The sequence below is a fragment of the Vibrio sp. B1FLJ16 genome (assembly GCF_905175385.1).
Taxonomy (GTDB): domain Bacteria; phylum Pseudomonadota; class Gammaproteobacteria; order Enterobacterales; family Vibrionaceae; genus Vibrio.
Genome location: NZ_HG992749.1, coordinates 2,057,099 through 2,073,115 on the forward strand (window position 1 = coordinate 2,057,099; position 16,017 = coordinate 2,073,115).

Below are 16,017 nucleotides of genomic sequence, written 5' to 3' on the forward strand. Positions count from 1 at the left end.
TCAAAAGCTATCGTTTCCGACATTTATCAGTCACCCCTAATATACCCGGTAACAATAGCAGCAGCAGATTTGAATAAAATCAGAACAGCCCTACACACCCCGTAAGACTCCTCTGATTTCTTCATAATTCTTCATTAAATCATATAAGTAGTCATAATTATGAAGCACAAATGGTGTACGCCGTGAGGAAAGCCCTTAATTTGGTTCTTTGTTCATTGAATAGCCTGTAGTTCGAAAGTCTCTTCAGGAAATAAAAAAGCGCCCTTTCGGACGCTTCCACAATTAACTAACCATATGACCTAATTACTTCTCAGCAAGAATGATTCTCAGTGTACGACGTAGAGGCTCTGCCGCACCCCAAAGTAACTGGTCACCGACAGTGAATGCATTCAGGAAGTCATCGCCCATCGCCATCTTGCGCAGACGACCTACTGGCACAGACATAGTGCCGGTTACTTTCGCTGGAGATAGCTCTTGCGCCGTGATATCACGCTCGTTTGGAATCACTTTCACCCAATCGTTATGGTTCGCAATGATCTCTTCGATTTCATCCATTGGCACGTTTTGTTTCAGTTTGATAGTCAACGCCTGTGAGTGACAACGCATCGCACCAATACGAACACATGTACCATCAATCGGAACCGGTGAGCTTTGAGATCCAAGAATCTTGTTCGCTTCTACACCCGCTTTCCACTCTTCTTTGCTCTGGCCGTTTTCACGCTTAACATCGATCCAAGGGATTAGGGAACCAGCAAGAGGCACGCCGAACTTATCAGTTGGGAAAGATGAGCTACGCATTGTGTCTGCAACTTTCTTATCGATATCAAGAATAGAACTCGCTGGGTTTGCTAACTCTGAGCTTACAGAGTCGTTAATAACGCCCATTTGTGAGATCAACTCGCGCATGTTTTGCGCACCTGCACCAGAGGCAGCCTGGTACGTCATCGCACTCGTCCACTCAACCAGACCTTTTTCGAACAAGCCGCCAAGACCCATCAGCATCAAGCTTACGGTACAGTTACCACCAACAAACGTGTTAGTGCCACCATGAATACCCTGCTGGATTTGCTTCAGGTTCACAGGATCTAGAGTGATGATGGAATCTTCTGCCATACGTAATGTAGAAGCCGCATCAATCCAATAACCTTTCCAACCTGCTTGGCGAAGTGCCGGATAAACTTTCTCAGTGTAGCTGCCACCTTGACACGTAATCACTGCATCAAGCTGTTTTAAACTTTCAATATCAAACGCGTCTTGTAGCAAGCCGGCGTCTTTTCCTAAGTTAGGAGCAGGAATACCAACTTGAGAAGTGCTGTAGAATACTGGTTCGATCAGATCGAAGTCTTTTTCTTCAACCATACGCTGCATCAGGACTGAACCTACCATACCGCGCCAACCAACTAAACCAACTCTCATCGCCTTAACTCTCCATGTATTAAAAACCTTCCCCCATAGTTCAATTTTCGCAGAAAAATCTCAACCCCTATTTTGTAAAAAGGCATAATTTTTAACCTTTTCTGTCGAAAAATCATACTAAACCTATTTTTTGAAGAGTTAGGTTTGGAAAATTCGCAATTTGCAAGTATGAAAAGTTATTTTGATTAAAGATTGGTCATACCAGAAATTCTGCGTCAACAACCCAGTAGCCGGATACAAACTGGGGAGGGTATATACCCAATATAAAAAAGAGCACTTTCGCGCTCTTTTGGGATTCACAAATCAGAATTAACTCTGTTTCGCTTTCGCGATTGCCCGCTTACCTAACAGATAACCAAGCCCAAGCGGGGCAAAGAAGATAGCGACAATAAACAGAATGAAGTAGATGATAGTGCTTTTTACGAGCTCAATAACCTTGTTCATAGCCAAGTCCACCACTTGCTGAGAAACACGGTCGATGTCTTGTGCAAACTGTTCACGCTCATGAGTAATAATCAGTGCGATTTCCTTACGCTCTCTGGCCACCATATCTTCAAGTGCCTGACGCTCTTCGCTGAGCTGGGACAGGCGTTCCTCCGTTTTCTGGTCAATATCTTCAACCAAAGGCTGCAATTCCACTGCCATTTGTTCCGCAAGGTAACGCATGTATTCGGGATTGTTGTCGATAAAGTCCCTCATGGAGTCTGCAGTGACTTGCAAGCTACTCAGCGCTGCATTGACTTTTTCGATACTGGCCGAGCTGTTGAGTGCAAGTAACTGAGCCTTCCATGTCATAATCTTTGGCGTTTGCTGAGACGCCAAGCTCAGACGATCAGAAACATCGCCTAATGCTTCTGGCATCGTTCCCAACGTTGTGACCGCTTCTTCCTCACTGATCTGGCTGAATGCCAACCACGCGCGGTAAGCCGGAGTCCTGATCATACTCAGATCAACGAATGGATGCTGCCTGACAAAGTCCGCTACGAAGCGTTTTGTATTGTCGTAAACGTCCGGCTTTAATACAGACTGAGCTAGCTTATCCGCTTCATACGCCAAATTTTCGGAAACTCTTTTCGCTTCATCTGTCGCAAATAAGCTACTGCCCGCTCCTGTAGAATAAAACTCGTCGATTTGATGGACGAATACCCAAGTATCAATCAGCCCGGCCATTGGTGTTACTTGATAAGCCGATGCCTGTATGCCTTCTTCCGCATTAATTTTCCAAAGCAGTATGTAAGATTGGTGAATTTGATCTTTTGAGTCATATTGCTCTTGCATAGAATCCGCGGCTTGCTCTATCTGAGCAAATGACTGCGCTGCATACTCTCGCGTCAATATCCTCATATTAAGCTCTTGTTTGGTGAGCGGAACAGTTTGGCTATCAATTTTCACTTCTAATAGTGAGCATCCGGATAGAGTCATAGCCAGCCATAGAACCATCATTGAAATAAATCGATGAGCAGACATGGTATTACCTTTAGTAATTGGTGTGGAACAGGAATCAAGACGAACCGGTAAACCAGTTCGGATATGTCTTGAATACCTCAACCTCTGGCCTTTTAAGTCAGAGTAATATCAATATCTTAGCGTAATGTATCTCTTTTCATTTTTGAGAAAGTTAACAGCAAAAAAAGTTAGAGAGATTCATGTTTGAAGTTGTTTTATTTTTGTCCGGAATACTGGTCACGTGTCATCACTTCACAGTACAAGTATACACGTATACACAACTCTTCTATAAACCTAACTTTCAGCCTCTCAACTAACATAACTTTTATATTCTTATTAATAACAAGGATATATCATGAAAGAGGAATTGGATCTGTTGCATACAAAAAAAGAGAGCCAATGGCTCTCTTTATCTGAAGTTGATATACCTAGATTTAGGTTAGATTAGTTGCGGCTCAACTGATCTTTTAAGTTTGGTGGCGTACCTTTGATGGTTAATGTGTCCGTTTCTGGATCGTAAAAGATACGTTCGCCCAGCAACAAACTATCAAAGCTGATATTCAAACCACCACCAGCACCAACAAATTTGGTCAGTTTACGTACCGTCGCGCGGTCACCAGGGAAAGACTCCTCAAGTTCGTAGCCTTGTTCTTTGGTGAAATCCATAAAACTGGTGCCATCCTGACTTGCTGGTAACTCCCCAGAAAGCTCAGAGATTTGAACTTCATCGCCAGATTTAATCTGCTCGTTACAGTAATCGTAAACTTGCTTTTTGTATTCGTTAACTTCTTGCTTTTCTAGTTTCGAGTCCGCACAAAAATCATCCACAGCTTGCATCAATACTAAGTTTTGTTGCTTGGTATCTAAACCAATGTCAGCCTGGAGAAAATCCAGGAAAAAGTCTGCAACTTTACGACCTACTCTACCTTTAATGTATTGCAAGTAACGATTAGATTCTTTGTCAGTCTCATAACTAGAAAGATCGATACGCGCAGCGATATCCATTTTTGTAATGTCGAGATAGTCAGTTGCACTGATATCCAGACCTTCTGTCACTTTCAGGCTTTGGTTCATCGGCAAAATACCAATAAACAGATAGTCCGTCGCCAGACTCTGGTATTCAGCGAAAACTAAAATCCCTTCATCGGCAAAAGGATACTTAATCAACTCTTCTTTCAGTCGATTTGCACTGATTTGTGAGAAGTCATAAAAATCTCGCTCACCTTTGCGCATTTCTTGAAGCCAAAATTGGAATTCGCTGTCTGACTGGAAAGCACCAAAACCTTTACCAGCTTTAGAATGGAATACTCGATGAAGTTCAGCGACCAGATTTTCAGTAGAAGCATCGTTTTCTAGAGATGCCGGACGAAGGTTAACAACCAGTTCGTCCTGATCGTTTTTACATAGTTGATGCAGAATAACGTTTGAAAGATGAAGGCTCATAGTGATTTTATCTTGCTACAAGGTTTTAGTTGATGGGCATTGTAGGTTATCATAAGCCGCTTTTACTATCATTATTAGAGTCTTTATGCCGATTACATCTAAATATACTGACGAACAAGTAGAGAAAATTCTTGCAGAAGTTGCATTAGTTCTTGAAAAACATGCAGCTTCTCCTGAGTTAACGCTAATGATTGCAGGAAATATAGCAACCAATGTCTTAAATCAACGTGTTGCCGCTTCACAACGTAAAGTGATTGCTGAAAAATTTGCACAGGCACTGATGTCTTCATTAGAAACACCAAAAACACATTAATAACGGATAATTAGACACATACATGGTAGACAGCGGAAACTCATACGGCGAACGTGTATCTCGACTGGTAGGTTGGGGACACTGGTTTGCATTCTTCAACATTGTCGCTTCAATGTTGATAGGCACACGCTATATCGTTCAATCACCTTGGCCTGAGACCTTATTGGGTCAGTTATATCTGGCAATATCTTGGGTTGGACATTTTGGCTTTCTGGTTTTCGCTCTATACCTGTTAGTGCTATTCCCGTTGACGTTTGTCCTGCCATCCCGGAAATTATTCCGTTTGGTGGCAGTGATTTTCGCCACAGTCGGACAAACAATCTTATTGGTTGATACCCAAGCGTATCAGTCGATCAACTTGCACCTCAACCCTGTCGTTTGGGAGCTCCTGTTCAGCGATGATAAAAGTGCGTTAGGCGCAGATCTGCAACACCTTTTTGTTGTAATGCCGTTTATCTTCCTGATCCAGCTTGCCCTATCAGAATGGGTCTGGCGACAACAGCGTAAACTCTCTCACAAACATATTGGGCGTCCAATCGCTATTCTGTTCTTTTTGAGTTTTATTGCCAGCCACCTTATTTATATTTGGGCAGACGCGTACTTCTACAATCCGATCACGAATCAACGAGCTAACTTCCCGTTGTCATACCCGATGACAGCAAAAAGCTTTATGGAAAGACATGGTTTGCTCGATCGTGAAGAATACCTTAAACGCTTAGCTGAAAATCACGGCAATGCGGAACTGGTGAACTACCCACTTGAGAAACTCGAGTTTAGCCGCCGCGTAAACAAGCTAAATGTACTGCTGATCAGTGTGAACAATCTGCGTGGGGATGCGTTAAATCAAGAAGAGATGCCAAACCTTTATGACTTTGCGCAGAACAGTCAGAACTTCCGTAACCATTACAGCTCAAGTAATGACACCTATGGTGCATTTGGTCTGTTCTACGGATTACCAACCAGCTACGCTTCCAGCATTCAGGCACAAGGCACTTCACCAGTAATCCTTGATGTGCTGAAAGATCAGGGCTACAGCTTTGGTTTGTTCAGTGGCAATGGCTTTGAAGACGACCTTTATTCGGAAATTATCTTCAAAAACCAAGACCTGTCAGAACAACTTGGCGACAAACAAACGCGAACTGACAGCCAGTCCATCTCTGACTGGAAAACTTGGTTGGCCAACAACGCCCAACAGCCATGGTTTAGCTTTATCGAAGTAACCGCAGTGGATAACTTTGAATCAGTGCATTCCAACGCATCTGAAGAAGTACCAGCAAGTGAGCGGTTTAAAAAAGCTTATGAGCATGCGGTTAACTCGGCTGATAAAACCGTAGCCGACATCATCAGTGAACTTAAAGAAACAAACCTGCTGACCAATACGATTGTTATCATTACCTCAAACCATGGTAGTGAGTTCAACGAGACAAACACCAACAGTTGGGGCGCAAGCAGCAACTACAGCCGTTATCAGTTACAGGTACCGATGGTAATTCATTGGCCTGGAAGACTGGCTGGCGATTTTACTCATAATACCAGCCACTTAGATCTTTCGGTGACCTTGCTACAAGACATGCTGGGAGTGTCTTCTAACCCAAGTGACTACAGTAGTGGTCGTAACCTATTTGATGAAAGTCGCCGACGCTGGATACTTTCCGGTGATACGCGTGAACTGGCGTTGATAACCGGCACGCAAACAACTGTGATAGATAAGTTTGGCAACTACAAGTTATACGACAAAGATTACAAACGTCTGCGTGATGAAACGCCGAAGATGCCAGTATTAATGCAGGGTCTGACTGAGTTACAACGTTTCTATTCCAAGAACGATTGATACAAGTTAACAACCTCACATCACAAAAAGCTCTCCTCTTGAGAGCTTTTTGTTTATTAAAACAACAAACAACACAAAATTGATCAGTAAACATCCAAACAAACAGATTTAGGGTTTACAACCTTTTCAAAGCCTAATATTATCCTGACCAACAACGGAGAGATGGCTGAGTGGTTGAAAGCACCGGTCTTGAAAACCGGCATACGTTAATAGCGTATCTAGGGTTCAAATCCCTATCTCTCCGCCACATTTAGAAAGCTCGTTGAGAAATCAACGGGCTTTCGTCGTTTTAGCGCACTGAAGAAATCAACTGGATTTGCTAAATCCCTAGTCGGTCGCGCCTCCGGACTAGGCGTCCCCGAACTCCGCCACATATAGTAAAAAGGCCGCTAAGAAATTAGCGGCCTTTTTCGTTTTTAGCGCAACAAACGGATTTGTCCTAAATCTCAGATAAACATCAACAAGCAAACACTTCTGACGCAGCATTGAACAATTGCATGTGAATCGGCACAAGATCTTCGTGATTAGTTCGGTAACCACCACCAACAACGGCTGCAACGGGAATCCCTCGTTCTTTCATTTTCTGCATTAAGAAGAGGTCACGCTCTAGTATCCCTTGAGTAGAGACATCAAAATATCCGAGTTCATCGTCGCTGTGGATATCAACGCCTGCATCATAAATCACCATATCGGGCCGATGAAGGTTAAGCGCCATTTCTACCACTTCCTTGAACGTCATTAAGAAAGTCTCGTCATCCGTCCCCCTTAACAGAGGAACATCCAGATCAGACTGCGGTTTTCTTGCCGGGAAGTTTTTATCGCAGTGGAAAGATAGAGTGACAATGTCCGCCTCATCCTGACACAAGGTCGCGGTGCCGTCGCCATGATGAACATCGCTGTCAATGATCAGAACTTTATCCACATCGTCATGCTCCAGCATATGCTTTGCAGCAATCACCAAATCATTAAATAGGCAGAAACCACTGCCGAAGTCTCTGTGAGCGTGATGATATCCCCCACTCAGATGTAAAGCCACGCCGTGCTCTAGTGCTTTTTCAGCAGTCAGAACCGTTCCGGCGGCCGACGTCAGAGTTCTGGTTATCAGCGCTTCACTCCATGGAAAACCGATCCGACGCATCTTAGCCGCTGGCATAGTACCGCTGACCAGCAAATCCACGTATTCATCATCATGTACTCGCTTAATATCTGCTACGGAAAGTGCGACTGGCTCAAAAAACTGAACTCGGTGTTGGCGGCTTCCACTCTCGATTTCCTCCACTACCGCATCATAAAGATACTGATACTTCATGATTGGGTAACGATGTCCTTCTGGTAAATCAAGTTGCGAGTATATAGGGTGATAGATAAGCGGCAGCATAGGAGATTCTTGTGAGCAATAGTGGAGAAATAGTAGCAAGTTCATCTATTGAATAAAATGCTATTTAACTGCTAAGGTTTTCAGAGTTGACTCAACAATAAATAGGAATAGGGATTCAGATGAGTTTTACCGTTTTTATTACCGGAGCCAACCGTGGTATCGGCTTGAGCTTAACACAGTTGTACCTCGCCAACGGCTGGCAGGTGCATGCGACAACTCGGAACTTAGCGAGCAGCGACGAGTTAGTTACCTTGAGTGACCAGCATTCCTCATTAACGCTTCACGAACTGGATGTCACCGACTATCAAAAAGTTTCTGAACTGGCACAGAATCTACCTGCCATCGATTTATTGATTAATAACGCCGGCTACTACGGCCCTAAAGGGAGTGGTTTTGGAAATACTGACGTTGAGGAATGGCGTAAAGTCTTCGAAATAAACACAATCGCTCCGCTCAAATTAGTCGAAGCCTTTTACCCATTGATCAGGCATAGCCAAATGAAGAAGATCGCCTGCATTTCTTCTAAAGTCGGCAGCATGACTGAGAATACTTCCGGCGGTGGTTATATTTATCGTTCATCCAAAGCCGCACTAAACTCTGTGGTAAAAAGCTTAAGCAACGATTTATCAGACCAAGGCTTTACCGTTCTTGCACTTCACCCGGGCTGGGTGCTTACCGACATGGGCGGGCCGAACGCGCTGATTGATACAGACACTTCAGCGCAGGGCCTATCTAAAGTGATAGAACAAAGTACACAAAGTAACTCAGGTCAATTTATTAATTATGATGGTACTGAACTACCTTGGTAGTTGTCTTGCCAAAATGCACTTCGCTCGCTTTGGATTTATTCACCAGAGAAACACGCAAATATCTAAGTAGTTAAACTTGAATTTTGCCATATGCAATCCAGACTTAGTTGAGTTATCAAACCACTAAGGAGCGTAACCATGGCCGCAGATAAAGATCTGGTGAATTTCAGTGAAGATCATGAGTTAAATTATTGCTTAAAAAGTGCCGGTAAACGCCAAACCCAAGCAAACAGAGATGCGCTTGTAGGTTTGGGTAAACAAGTAAAACAAGACCTAGGTAAACGTGTACTGACACAAGATGACGTCAGAGGAGCAATCGAGAAAAATAGCGGTCTGTTTGAATAGTAAAGCTAAGAGTAAAGCGGCACACTTCTGTCTGTGCCGCTTTGTTTTAGGATGATTTGCGTTTTGGAGAGCTTGACTTGGAAGTAGTGCTTTTCGGATAGCTGCGTTTCTTGCGCTTGAACGCCGGTCGTTCCACTTTAGGTAAGTGACGTAAAGACTCGGGAATCGGCCCCGATTTAACCTGCCCCATCAAACCATCTATTCGTTGCTCCAACGCCTGCATAAACGGCTGATACGCCTGATTCTTCTCTGCCATCCCTTGTAACTGATGCTCCCAGTTTGCGGTCATATCCGGATAAGTGGCGTCTTGCGGAAGTGCATGTATCAAACCTCGCCCCGCAGGTGAACTTAGAATAGACTTTCCCTGGCGGGTTAAAAGCTGGCGTTTAAACAAGGTATCGAGAATTCCGGCACGTGTCGCTTCCGTTCCAAGACCATCGGTCTCACGAAGAATCTTTTTCAGTTCTTTATCCGCGACATAACGTGCAATACCCGTCATGGCCTGCAGTAGTGTCGCTTCGGTAAAATGTTTGGGAGGCTCTGTCTTGCGGTCTTTAATTTCACCTTCCCTACAGGTTAGTACCGTGCCTTCTGCTAAAGGCGGCACAGCATCGATTCCCTCGTCCTCTTTGTCAGTTTTACCCATTAGGGCTTTCCATCCCGGAGAGACAAGCTGGCGACCTTTAGCGATAAATGTACCACCAGCGATATCGAAGACTAACTTAGCTTCTGCGTAAATGGCTGCCGGGTAGAACTGCATTAAATATTGCCTTGCGATCAGCTGATAAACTTTCATCTCATTACCGGATAACGCATTCACATTAGCTTGCTTCGGCGTCGGGATGATCGCGTGGTGAGCATCGACTTTTTTATCGTTCCATGCTTTTGATTTAATGGATAGATCAGCTCCTTGCACGGCACTTTGTAGATCTTTAGCATTGTTCGAAATTGCGGAGGTTACGGAACCCGCTTGCGCGTAATGTTCCATCGGCAGGTAACGACAGTCTGAACGCGGGTAAGTAATCAGCTTATGTTTCTCATACAGTGCCTGACAAGTATCCAATACTTGTTGAGCACTCATGCTATAGCGTTTTGCGGCATCAATCTGCAAAGCGGACAAGGAATAAGGTAACGGTGCAGCTTGCTTAGTTTGTTTCTGCTCCGACTCTGTCACCGTCGCAGGTTGGTTTTTGATGCGATTTGCAACGTTCTCCACCAGCTTGCGGTTGAGAACTCTTCCCTCTTCATCTTGCCAAGGTTTACAAGCCTCACTTGGTTTCCAGCGCGCCCGAATATCAAATGCACCGTTTTGGTCTTGATATGGTATCAGTGCGTGCAGGGTGAAGTAGTCTTTCGGTACGAAGTTTTCTATTTCTTCATCGCGGCGAACCACCAATCCTAAAACTGGGGTTTGTACACGCCCCACCGAAAGCACGCCTTGATAACCTGCTTTTTGCCCCAGCAAGGTATAAGCGCGAGACATATTCATGCCATACAACCAATCTGCTCTTGAGCGGGCCAATGCAGAAACAGAAAGAGGGATAAAGTCACGATTACTGCGCATTGAGTTAAGTGCGCGCTTTACGGCTGGTAAGTTTAAATCCGATATCAGTAAACGTTGGGTCGCCTGCTTTTTGGTTTTAGAGAGCTTGCAGTAATCAAGCACTTCATCCACAAGCAGTTGACCTTCACGATCTGGGTCTCCTGCATGGATCACTTCCGTTGCCTCTTTCAACAACTTGCGAATCACGGTCAGTTGTTTACTAGCACTCTTTCTAGGTCTTAGCTGCCACTGCCCAGGAACAATCGGAAGATCGGCCATGTTCCACTTTTTATAGCGCTCATCGTAAGCATCTGGCTCCACTTGCTCTAATAAATGCCCGATGCACCAGGTCACCACATCTCCATTACCACAGCGAATAAAGCCCTGGTCTTTCTTTTGGGGATTAGGGAGTGCGGCAGCGATAGCACGGCCTAAACTTGGTTTTTCAGCGATAAAAAGACGAGACATAAGGTTCTGGAAGTAATAATAATTAGGGCTACATTATCGAATGTAGCCCTAAGAAATCAAGAAAAACTGTACAGATAACCAGTAACCATTCGTTAGTAGCAATCCATTAACTAGAGTCTAGTTGCCTCAAATTTAGAGAAATTCAACAAACTTCGACAAGTCGCGCTCTGGCGCTTTCATCGGGGTGCCACTTGGTGTACCCAGGTAAAGAAAACCAACGATTTCATCTTCCCCTTCCAGGCCAAACGATTTATGAACTTTCGGATGGAACATCCATGGTCCTGAGCGCCAGAAACCCTGAAATCCCTGTGCAACCGCTGCCATTTGCATTGCCTGAACGGCACAGCCTGCCGATAGGTACTGTTCTAGTGCTGGCACTTTGTCATGCTGAGTCACTTTTGCGATTACAGTGATAACCATCGGCGCTCGGAACGGTGCATTTTTCAATTTCTCAACCACAGCGTCATCACTATTGTCAGCTATCGCTGCTTTAACCAGAATTTCAGATAGTTTGTTCAGACCTTTACCCTGAGCAATGACAAAACGCCACGGCGTTAAGCCGGCATGGTCCGGAGCGCGAAGGCCTGCACGAATGATATTTTCTAGCGCTTTACCTTCTGGCGCCGGGGCGGATAACTTACCGACAGAGCGGCGGTTAAGCAACAGATCGAGAGCTTCCATGGACAGGTCCTTATTGAATCTAACTTGTATTTTAATTTCGTCTGTTGCTCACTTTAGCACAATCTATTGCTCTGAATAACAACCCGTTTTTTAGGGATTCTATCCAGCCCACAAATATAACGTTTCCTTACAACCAAGAAATAAAAAAGCTGCGCAATGTGCGCAGCTTTAGAGAGTCGACCAGCAAAATGGATTATAGCTTCACTGCGAGTTTCACGCCCTGACGAATTGCTCGTACTGCGTCCAGCTCACCAGCATGGTCAGCACCACCGATAATATGAAGCTTATCACCCAGCTCAGACCATTTATCTTCGAATGGACGAACCGACTCCTGACCCGCACAGATAACCACTTTATCCGCGTTCAGCAGCTGTGATTTGCCTTCAACCTGAATGTGTAATCCGCGGTCATCGATCTTTTCATAAGAGACACCACCAAGTAGATGAACGCCACGTTTTTCCAGCGTACGTTTGTGGATCCAGCCAGTCGTTTTACCAGGACCTTTACCAACTTGCCCCTGACGACGCTGAAGTACCCAGACTTCTTTGTCGCTTACAGAATCAGGGAAAGGATACAAACCACCCGGCTGAGATATCTCTTTATCAATGCCCCACTCATGTAGCCAATCATCCAGCGTATGGTCTGCTGGTTCGGTGATCATAGTTGCAATGTCAACACCGATACCACCTGCACCAACAATCGCCACTTTTTCGCCAACCGGCGTTTTATCACGAATCAAAGTCTGGTAATCAATTACTTTTTCCGGGTTATCAATACCTTCAATCGTTACTTTACGCGGCTCTACACCAGAAGCCATTACAACTTCATCGTATTCGGTCAGTAAATCAAAGTTCGCTTCTGTCGATAAATGTAGGTTCACGCCGGTTTCATCAAGACGGTTAGCAAAGTAACGAATTGTCTCACGGAACTCTTCTTTACCCGGAATCTGCATAGCAAGACGGAACTGTCCACCAATACGGTCATTCTTCTCGAACAGGTCGACTTTGTGGCCGCGCTCTGCCAATGTCGTCGCACATGCCAGACCTGCTGGGCCGGCACCTACTACTGCAATGTTCTTTTTCTTGAAGGCAGGCTCTACAACAATCTCTGTTTCATAACAAGCTAACGGATTCACCAAACAGCTTGCACGTTTGCCTTTAAATACGTTATCCAGACATGCCTGGTTACAGCCGATACAGGTATTGATGAACTGGGCTTTCTCCTGCTCCGCTTTCGCTACAAAATACGGGTCAGCAAGGAAAGGACGAGCCATAGATACCATGTCAGCATGGCCAGAAGAGAGAATTCGCTCGGCTTCATCTGGCGTATTGATTCGGTTACAGGTGACAATTGGCACTGACACATGCGGCTTCACTTTCTCTGTAACCCAGGTAAATGCGCCACGAGGAACCTGTGTAGCGATAGTTGGAACGCGGGCTTCATGCCAACCAATACCCGTGTTGATGATGGTTACGCCGGCTTCTTCAAGCCCTTTCGCCAGTTCAATAACCTCTTCAAACGTGCTGCCCTGCTCTACCAGATCAAGCATAGAAAGACGGAATATAATAATGAATTCCTTACCCACCGCCTCACGTACCGCTTTTACAATCTCTAACGGGAATCGGATGCGGTTTTGGTAGCTACCACCCCAGTCGTCATAACGTACGTTAGTACGCTTACACAGGAACTGGTTGATCAGATAGCCTTCTGAACCCATAAGCTCGACGCCGTCATAACCAGCGACCTGTGCAAGCTGTGCACTGTTAGCAAAGTCTGCGATAGTGCTCTTGATTTGACGCTCGCTCATTTCGCTCGGTGCAAATTTAGAGATTGGCGCTTTAATACCCGACGCACTTTGCGCTAATGGATGCATTGCGTAGCGACCTGCATGCAGAATCTGCAGGGCGATTTTGCCGCCGTGTCTGTGAACGGCTTCAGTAACGACCTTGTGCTCTTCAGCGTGCTTGCGCTTGCTGAATTCAGCGCTCAGAGGAGACAGTCGGCCACGGAGGTTAGGAGCGAAGCCGCCGGTAACAATCAAACCGACACCGCCTTTCGCTCGCTCTTCATAGAATGCAGCCAGTTTGTGCAATCCGCCCTTGTCTTCTTCCAGACCAGTATGCATTGATCCCATCAAGACACGGTTACGTATTTGGGTGAAACCGAGATCCAGTGGTTTTAATAAGTTTGGGTACATGACAGACATTACTAAATCCATTTTTTATTATCTTGTGTAACGACATTACGATTTGATAACCAAAAAATCAAACAGGTGTTTACATTTTTGTAACACCGATCAATCTAGCGTTAAAATATGCCATTTGTTGAAGGAGCGTGATAAGCTAAAAATACGTTATCTTTTGAGGTCTTAGAGTTAAGAACTCAAAATTTATAAAATAACGAATTTATTACTCGTGATGGAGTCATGATGAAACAACTCTTCAAATTTATTGGTCTGATATTTAAAGGGATATGGAAAGGTATCACCTTTGTCAGACTCGCTCTGGCAAACCTGATCTTTCTGTTGATGATTGCCGTTTTTTACTTTGCATTTACCCATACTGGTGATGGCCGACCTGTTATCGATAAAGAGTCAGCCTTGGTAATGAACCTCTCCGGGCCCATCGTAGAACAACGCAACTATATCAATCCAATGGATTCCTTCGCGGGTTCATTGATCGGCCAGGATATGCCAAAAGAAAACGTTCTTTTTGATATCGTCGATACTATTCGCTACGCCAAGGACGATCCGAAAATTACTGGCCTGGTTCTGGCGCTGCGTGATCTGCCTGAAACCAACCTGACCAAATTACGTTATGTGGCCAAAGCCCTTAATGAATTTAAAACATCAGGCAAGCCGATATACGCAGTTGGTGACTTCTATAATCAAAGTCAATATTACCTGGCAAGTTACGCAGACAAAGTGTATCTGGGCCCTGACGGTGGCGTGTTAATCAAAGGCTATAGCACCTACTCGATGTACTACAAATCGCTACTAGAAAAGCTCGATGTATCCACACACGTGTTCCGTGTCGGTACTTATAAGTCAGCCATTGAGCCATTTGTTCGCGATGATATGTCAGAAGCTGCTGAGGAATCTGCAACTCGCTGGATAACGCAACTTTGGAGCGCGTTTGTGGATGATGTGGCAACCAACCGCAAAATTGACTCCAAAGCTCTAAATCCAAGTCTGGACGAAATGTTGGCAGAAATGCGCTCTGTTGATGGTGACCTTGCTAAATTAGCTCTTAAGATGGGGCTGGTTGATGAACTAGCGACACGCCAGGATATCCGCACTCTGTTTGCTAAAGAGTTCGGTAGTGACGGTAAAGACAGCTATAACGCGATCAGCTATTACGATTACCTTGCAACAATGCATCCTGAATACAATAACGCAGAAGATGACATTGCTGTTGTTGTAGCAAGCGGCGCAATAATGGATGGTCAACAGCCTCGCGGCACCGTTGGTGGTGACACGGTGGCAAGCCTTCTTAGACAGGCTCGTAATGACAAAAAAGTAAAAGCAGTTGTCCTCCGGGTTGATAGTCCGGGAGGCAGCGCCTTTGCTTCAGAGGTTATCCGCAATGAAGTGGAAGCATCAAAACAAGCAGGTAAACCTGTTGTTATTTCGATGTCGAGCTTGGCTGCATCTGGTGGTTACTGGATCTCTATGAGTGCCGACAAAATTGTCGCTCAGCCAACGACTCTGACGGGCTCTATCGGTATCTTTAGTGTCATCACGACCTTCGAGAAAGGCTTCAGTAAACTGGGGATCCATACCGATGGTGTAGGTACTTCACCATTCTCTGGTGACGGGCTGTCAACTGGGTTATCTGAAGGTGCGTCTGAAGCGTTGCAAATGTACATCGAGCATGGCTACAGCCGATTCATTAATCTGGTAGGTTCCAACCGAGGAATGTCAGTTGAAGAGGTCGATAAAGTAGCTCAGGGTCGAGTCTGGACAGGTCAGGACGCATTGTCATATGGCTTAGTCGATCAGATGGGTGACTTTGATGATGCGGTTAAGCTGGCTGCGAAGCTCGCCAATGTGACAGACTACAGTATCTACTGGGTTGAAGAGCCGCTTTCACCAGCTGAGTTGTTCCTAGAAGAGTTCATGAAAAGCGTGAAAGTCTCGCTTGGTATCGACGTTACCAGTATGTTGCCAGCGAGCTTACAGCCTGCGGCACAACAGTTAAAACAGGATGTGAGTATACTTCAGAGCTTTAATGACCCTAGAGGCCAGTACGCTTTCTGTCTTAACTGCCAGGTTCAATAGATTCTCCTAGCACGTAAAAAGGGGCATATCTAAGTGATATGCCCCTTTTTATTACCCATCAATTC

12 protein-coding genes and 1 tRNA gene are annotated in these 16,017 nt (G+C 45.0%); 6 read left to right on the forward strand and 7 right to left on the reverse strand.

Features of this window, described 5'->3' with window-relative positions:
• Window positions 1–303 precede the first annotated feature (303 nt).
• The 3 genes from asd to yejK all read right to left on the reverse strand — a co-directional run bounded on the left by asd (window position 304) and on the right by yejK (window position 4,305).
• Window positions 304–1,416, reverse strand: a complete 1,113-nt coding sequence (gene asd, locus KHN79_RS09305) for an aspartate-semialdehyde dehydrogenase (RefSeq protein ID WP_182008526.1) — start codon at window positions 1,414–1,416, stop codon at window positions 304–306.
• A gap of 309 nt (window positions 1,417–1,725) precedes the next feature.
• Window positions 1,726–2,883 (reverse strand): chemotaxis protein, encoded by a 1,158-nt coding sequence (locus KHN79_RS09310; RefSeq protein WP_182008527.1) that lies wholly within the window; start codon window positions 2,881–2,883, stop codon window positions 1,726–1,728.
• Between the two features lie 423 nt (window positions 2,884–3,306).
• Entirely contained in the window at window positions 3,307–4,305 is a 999-nt protein-coding gene (gene yejK / locus KHN79_RS09315) for a nucleoid-associated protein YejK (protein ID WP_182008528.1), read from the reverse strand.
• Window positions 4,306–4,390: 85 nt separating this feature from the next.
• Here yejK and KHN79_RS09320 point away from each other — a divergent pair, with 85 nt between their 5' ends.
• The 3 genes from KHN79_RS09320 (at window position 4,391) to KHN79_RS09330 (ending at window position 6,696) form a co-directional block, all read left to right on the forward strand.
• The gene (locus tag KHN79_RS09320) at window positions 4,391–4,618 is read left to right on the forward strand and encodes a YejL family protein (RefSeq protein WP_182008529.1); all 228 of its coding nucleotides are present in this window, start codon (window positions 4,391–4,393) and stop codon (window positions 4,616–4,618) included.
• 22 nt (window positions 4,619–4,640) lie between these two features.
• Window positions 4,641–6,449, forward strand: a complete 1,809-nt coding sequence (locus KHN79_RS09325; RefSeq protein WP_182008530.1) for a DUF3413 domain-containing protein — start codon at window positions 4,641–4,643, stop codon at window positions 6,447–6,449.
• 156 nt (window positions 6,450–6,605) lie between these two features.
• Window positions 6,606–6,696: transfer RNA gene (locus tag KHN79_RS09330), tRNA-Ser, on the forward strand.
• A 210-nt stretch (window positions 6,697–6,906) separates the two neighbouring features.
• Here KHN79_RS09330 and KHN79_RS09335 read toward each other — a convergent pair.
• Window positions 6,907–7,827 carry a histone deacetylase gene (locus KHN79_RS09335; RefSeq protein WP_182008531.1) on the reverse strand — a complete coding sequence of 307 codons (921 nt, stop codon included), beginning with the start codon at window positions 7,825–7,827 and terminating at the stop codon, window positions 6,907–6,909.
• A 119-nt stretch (window positions 7,828–7,946) separates the two neighbouring features.
• Between KHN79_RS09335 and KHN79_RS09340 the strand changes: the two genes are divergently transcribed.
• Together KHN79_RS09340 and KHN79_RS09345 are read left to right on the forward strand one after the other, a co-directional pair.
• Window positions 7,947–8,636, forward strand: a complete 690-nt coding sequence (locus KHN79_RS09340) for an SDR family oxidoreductase (RefSeq protein WP_182008532.1) — start codon at window positions 7,947–7,949, stop codon at window positions 8,634–8,636.
• A gap of 138 nt (window positions 8,637–8,774) precedes the next feature.
• Window positions 8,775–8,981, forward strand: a complete 207-nt coding sequence (locus KHN79_RS09345; protein ID WP_182008533.1) for a hypothetical protein — start codon at window positions 8,775–8,777, stop codon at window positions 8,979–8,981.
• 46 nt (window positions 8,982–9,027) lie between these two features.
• Here the strand turns inward: KHN79_RS09345 and KHN79_RS09350 are convergent, their stop codons facing one another.
• The 3 genes from KHN79_RS09350 to KHN79_RS09360 all read right to left on the reverse strand — a co-directional run bounded on the left by KHN79_RS09350 (window position 9,028) and on the right by KHN79_RS09360 (window position 13,879).
• Window positions 9,028–10,992, reverse strand: coding sequence for a DNA topoisomerase III (locus KHN79_RS09350; RefSeq protein ID WP_182008534.1), 1,965 nt, complete (start codon window positions 10,990–10,992; stop codon window positions 9,028–9,030).
• Between the two features lie 132 nt (window positions 10,993–11,124).
• Window positions 11,125–11,673, reverse strand: a complete 549-nt coding sequence (locus KHN79_RS09355; protein WP_182008535.1) for an NAD(P)H nitroreductase — start codon at window positions 11,671–11,673, stop codon at window positions 11,125–11,127.
• A 193-nt stretch (window positions 11,674–11,866) separates the two neighbouring features.
• Window positions 11,867–13,879: an NADPH-dependent 2,4-dienoyl-CoA reductase gene (locus tag KHN79_RS09360; RefSeq protein WP_182008536.1), complete on the reverse strand. Its 2,013-nt coding sequence runs from the start codon at window positions 13,877–13,879 to the stop codon at window positions 11,867–11,869.
• A gap of 222 nt (window positions 13,880–14,101) precedes the next feature.
• Here KHN79_RS09360 and sppA point away from each other — a divergent pair, with 222 nt between their 5' ends.
• Window positions 14,102–15,952, forward strand: coding sequence for a signal peptide peptidase SppA (gene sppA, locus KHN79_RS09365; protein WP_182008537.1), 1,851 nt, complete (start codon window positions 14,102–14,104; stop codon window positions 15,950–15,952).
• Window positions 15,953–16,017: the final 65 nt, after the last annotated feature.

Bases quoted from the DNA above. Each gene is read 5' to 3' on its own strand.
- KHN79_RS09355 (WP_182008535.1), bottom strand. From the start codon at position 11,673: ATGGAAGCTCTCGATCTGTTGCTTAACCGCCGCTCTGTCGGTAAGTTA.
- KHN79_RS09335 (WP_182008531.1), bottom strand. From the start codon at position 7,827: ATGCTGCCGCTTATCTATCACCCTATATACTCGCAACTTGATTTACCA.
- yejK (WP_182008528.1), bottom strand. From the start codon at position 4,305: ATGAGCCTTCATCTTTCAAACGTTATTCTGCATCAACTATGTAAAAAC.
- asd (WP_182008526.1), bottom strand. From the start codon at position 1,416: ATGAGAGTTGGTTTAGTTGGTTGGCGCGGTATGGTAGGTTCAGTCCTG.
- KHN79_RS09350 (WP_182008534.1), bottom strand. From the start codon at position 10,992: ATGTCTCGTCTTTTTATCGCTGAAAAACCAAGTTTAGGCCGTGCTATC.
- sppA (WP_182008537.1), top strand. From the start codon at position 14,102: ATGAAACAACTCTTCAAATTTATTGGTCTGATATTTAAAGGGATATGG.
- KHN79_RS09360 (WP_182008536.1), bottom strand. From the start codon at position 13,879: ATGTCTGTCATGTACCCAAACTTATTAAAACCACTGGATCTCGGTTTC.
- KHN79_RS09310 (WP_182008527.1), bottom strand. From the start codon at position 2,883: ATGTCTGCTCATCGATTTATTTCAATGATGGTTCTATGGCTGGCTATG.
- KHN79_RS09340 (WP_182008532.1), top strand. From the start codon at position 7,947: ATGAGTTTTACCGTTTTTATTACCGGAGCCAACCGTGGTATCGGCTTG.
- KHN79_RS09325 (WP_182008530.1), top strand. From the start codon at position 4,641: ATGGTAGACAGCGGAAACTCATACGGCGAACGTGTATCTCGACTGGTA.
- KHN79_RS09345 (WP_182008533.1), top strand. From the start codon at position 8,775: ATGGCCGCAGATAAAGATCTGGTGAATTTCAGTGAAGATCATGAGTTA.
- KHN79_RS09320 (WP_182008529.1), top strand. From the start codon at position 4,391: ATGCCGATTACATCTAAATATACTGACGAACAAGTAGAGAAAATTCTT.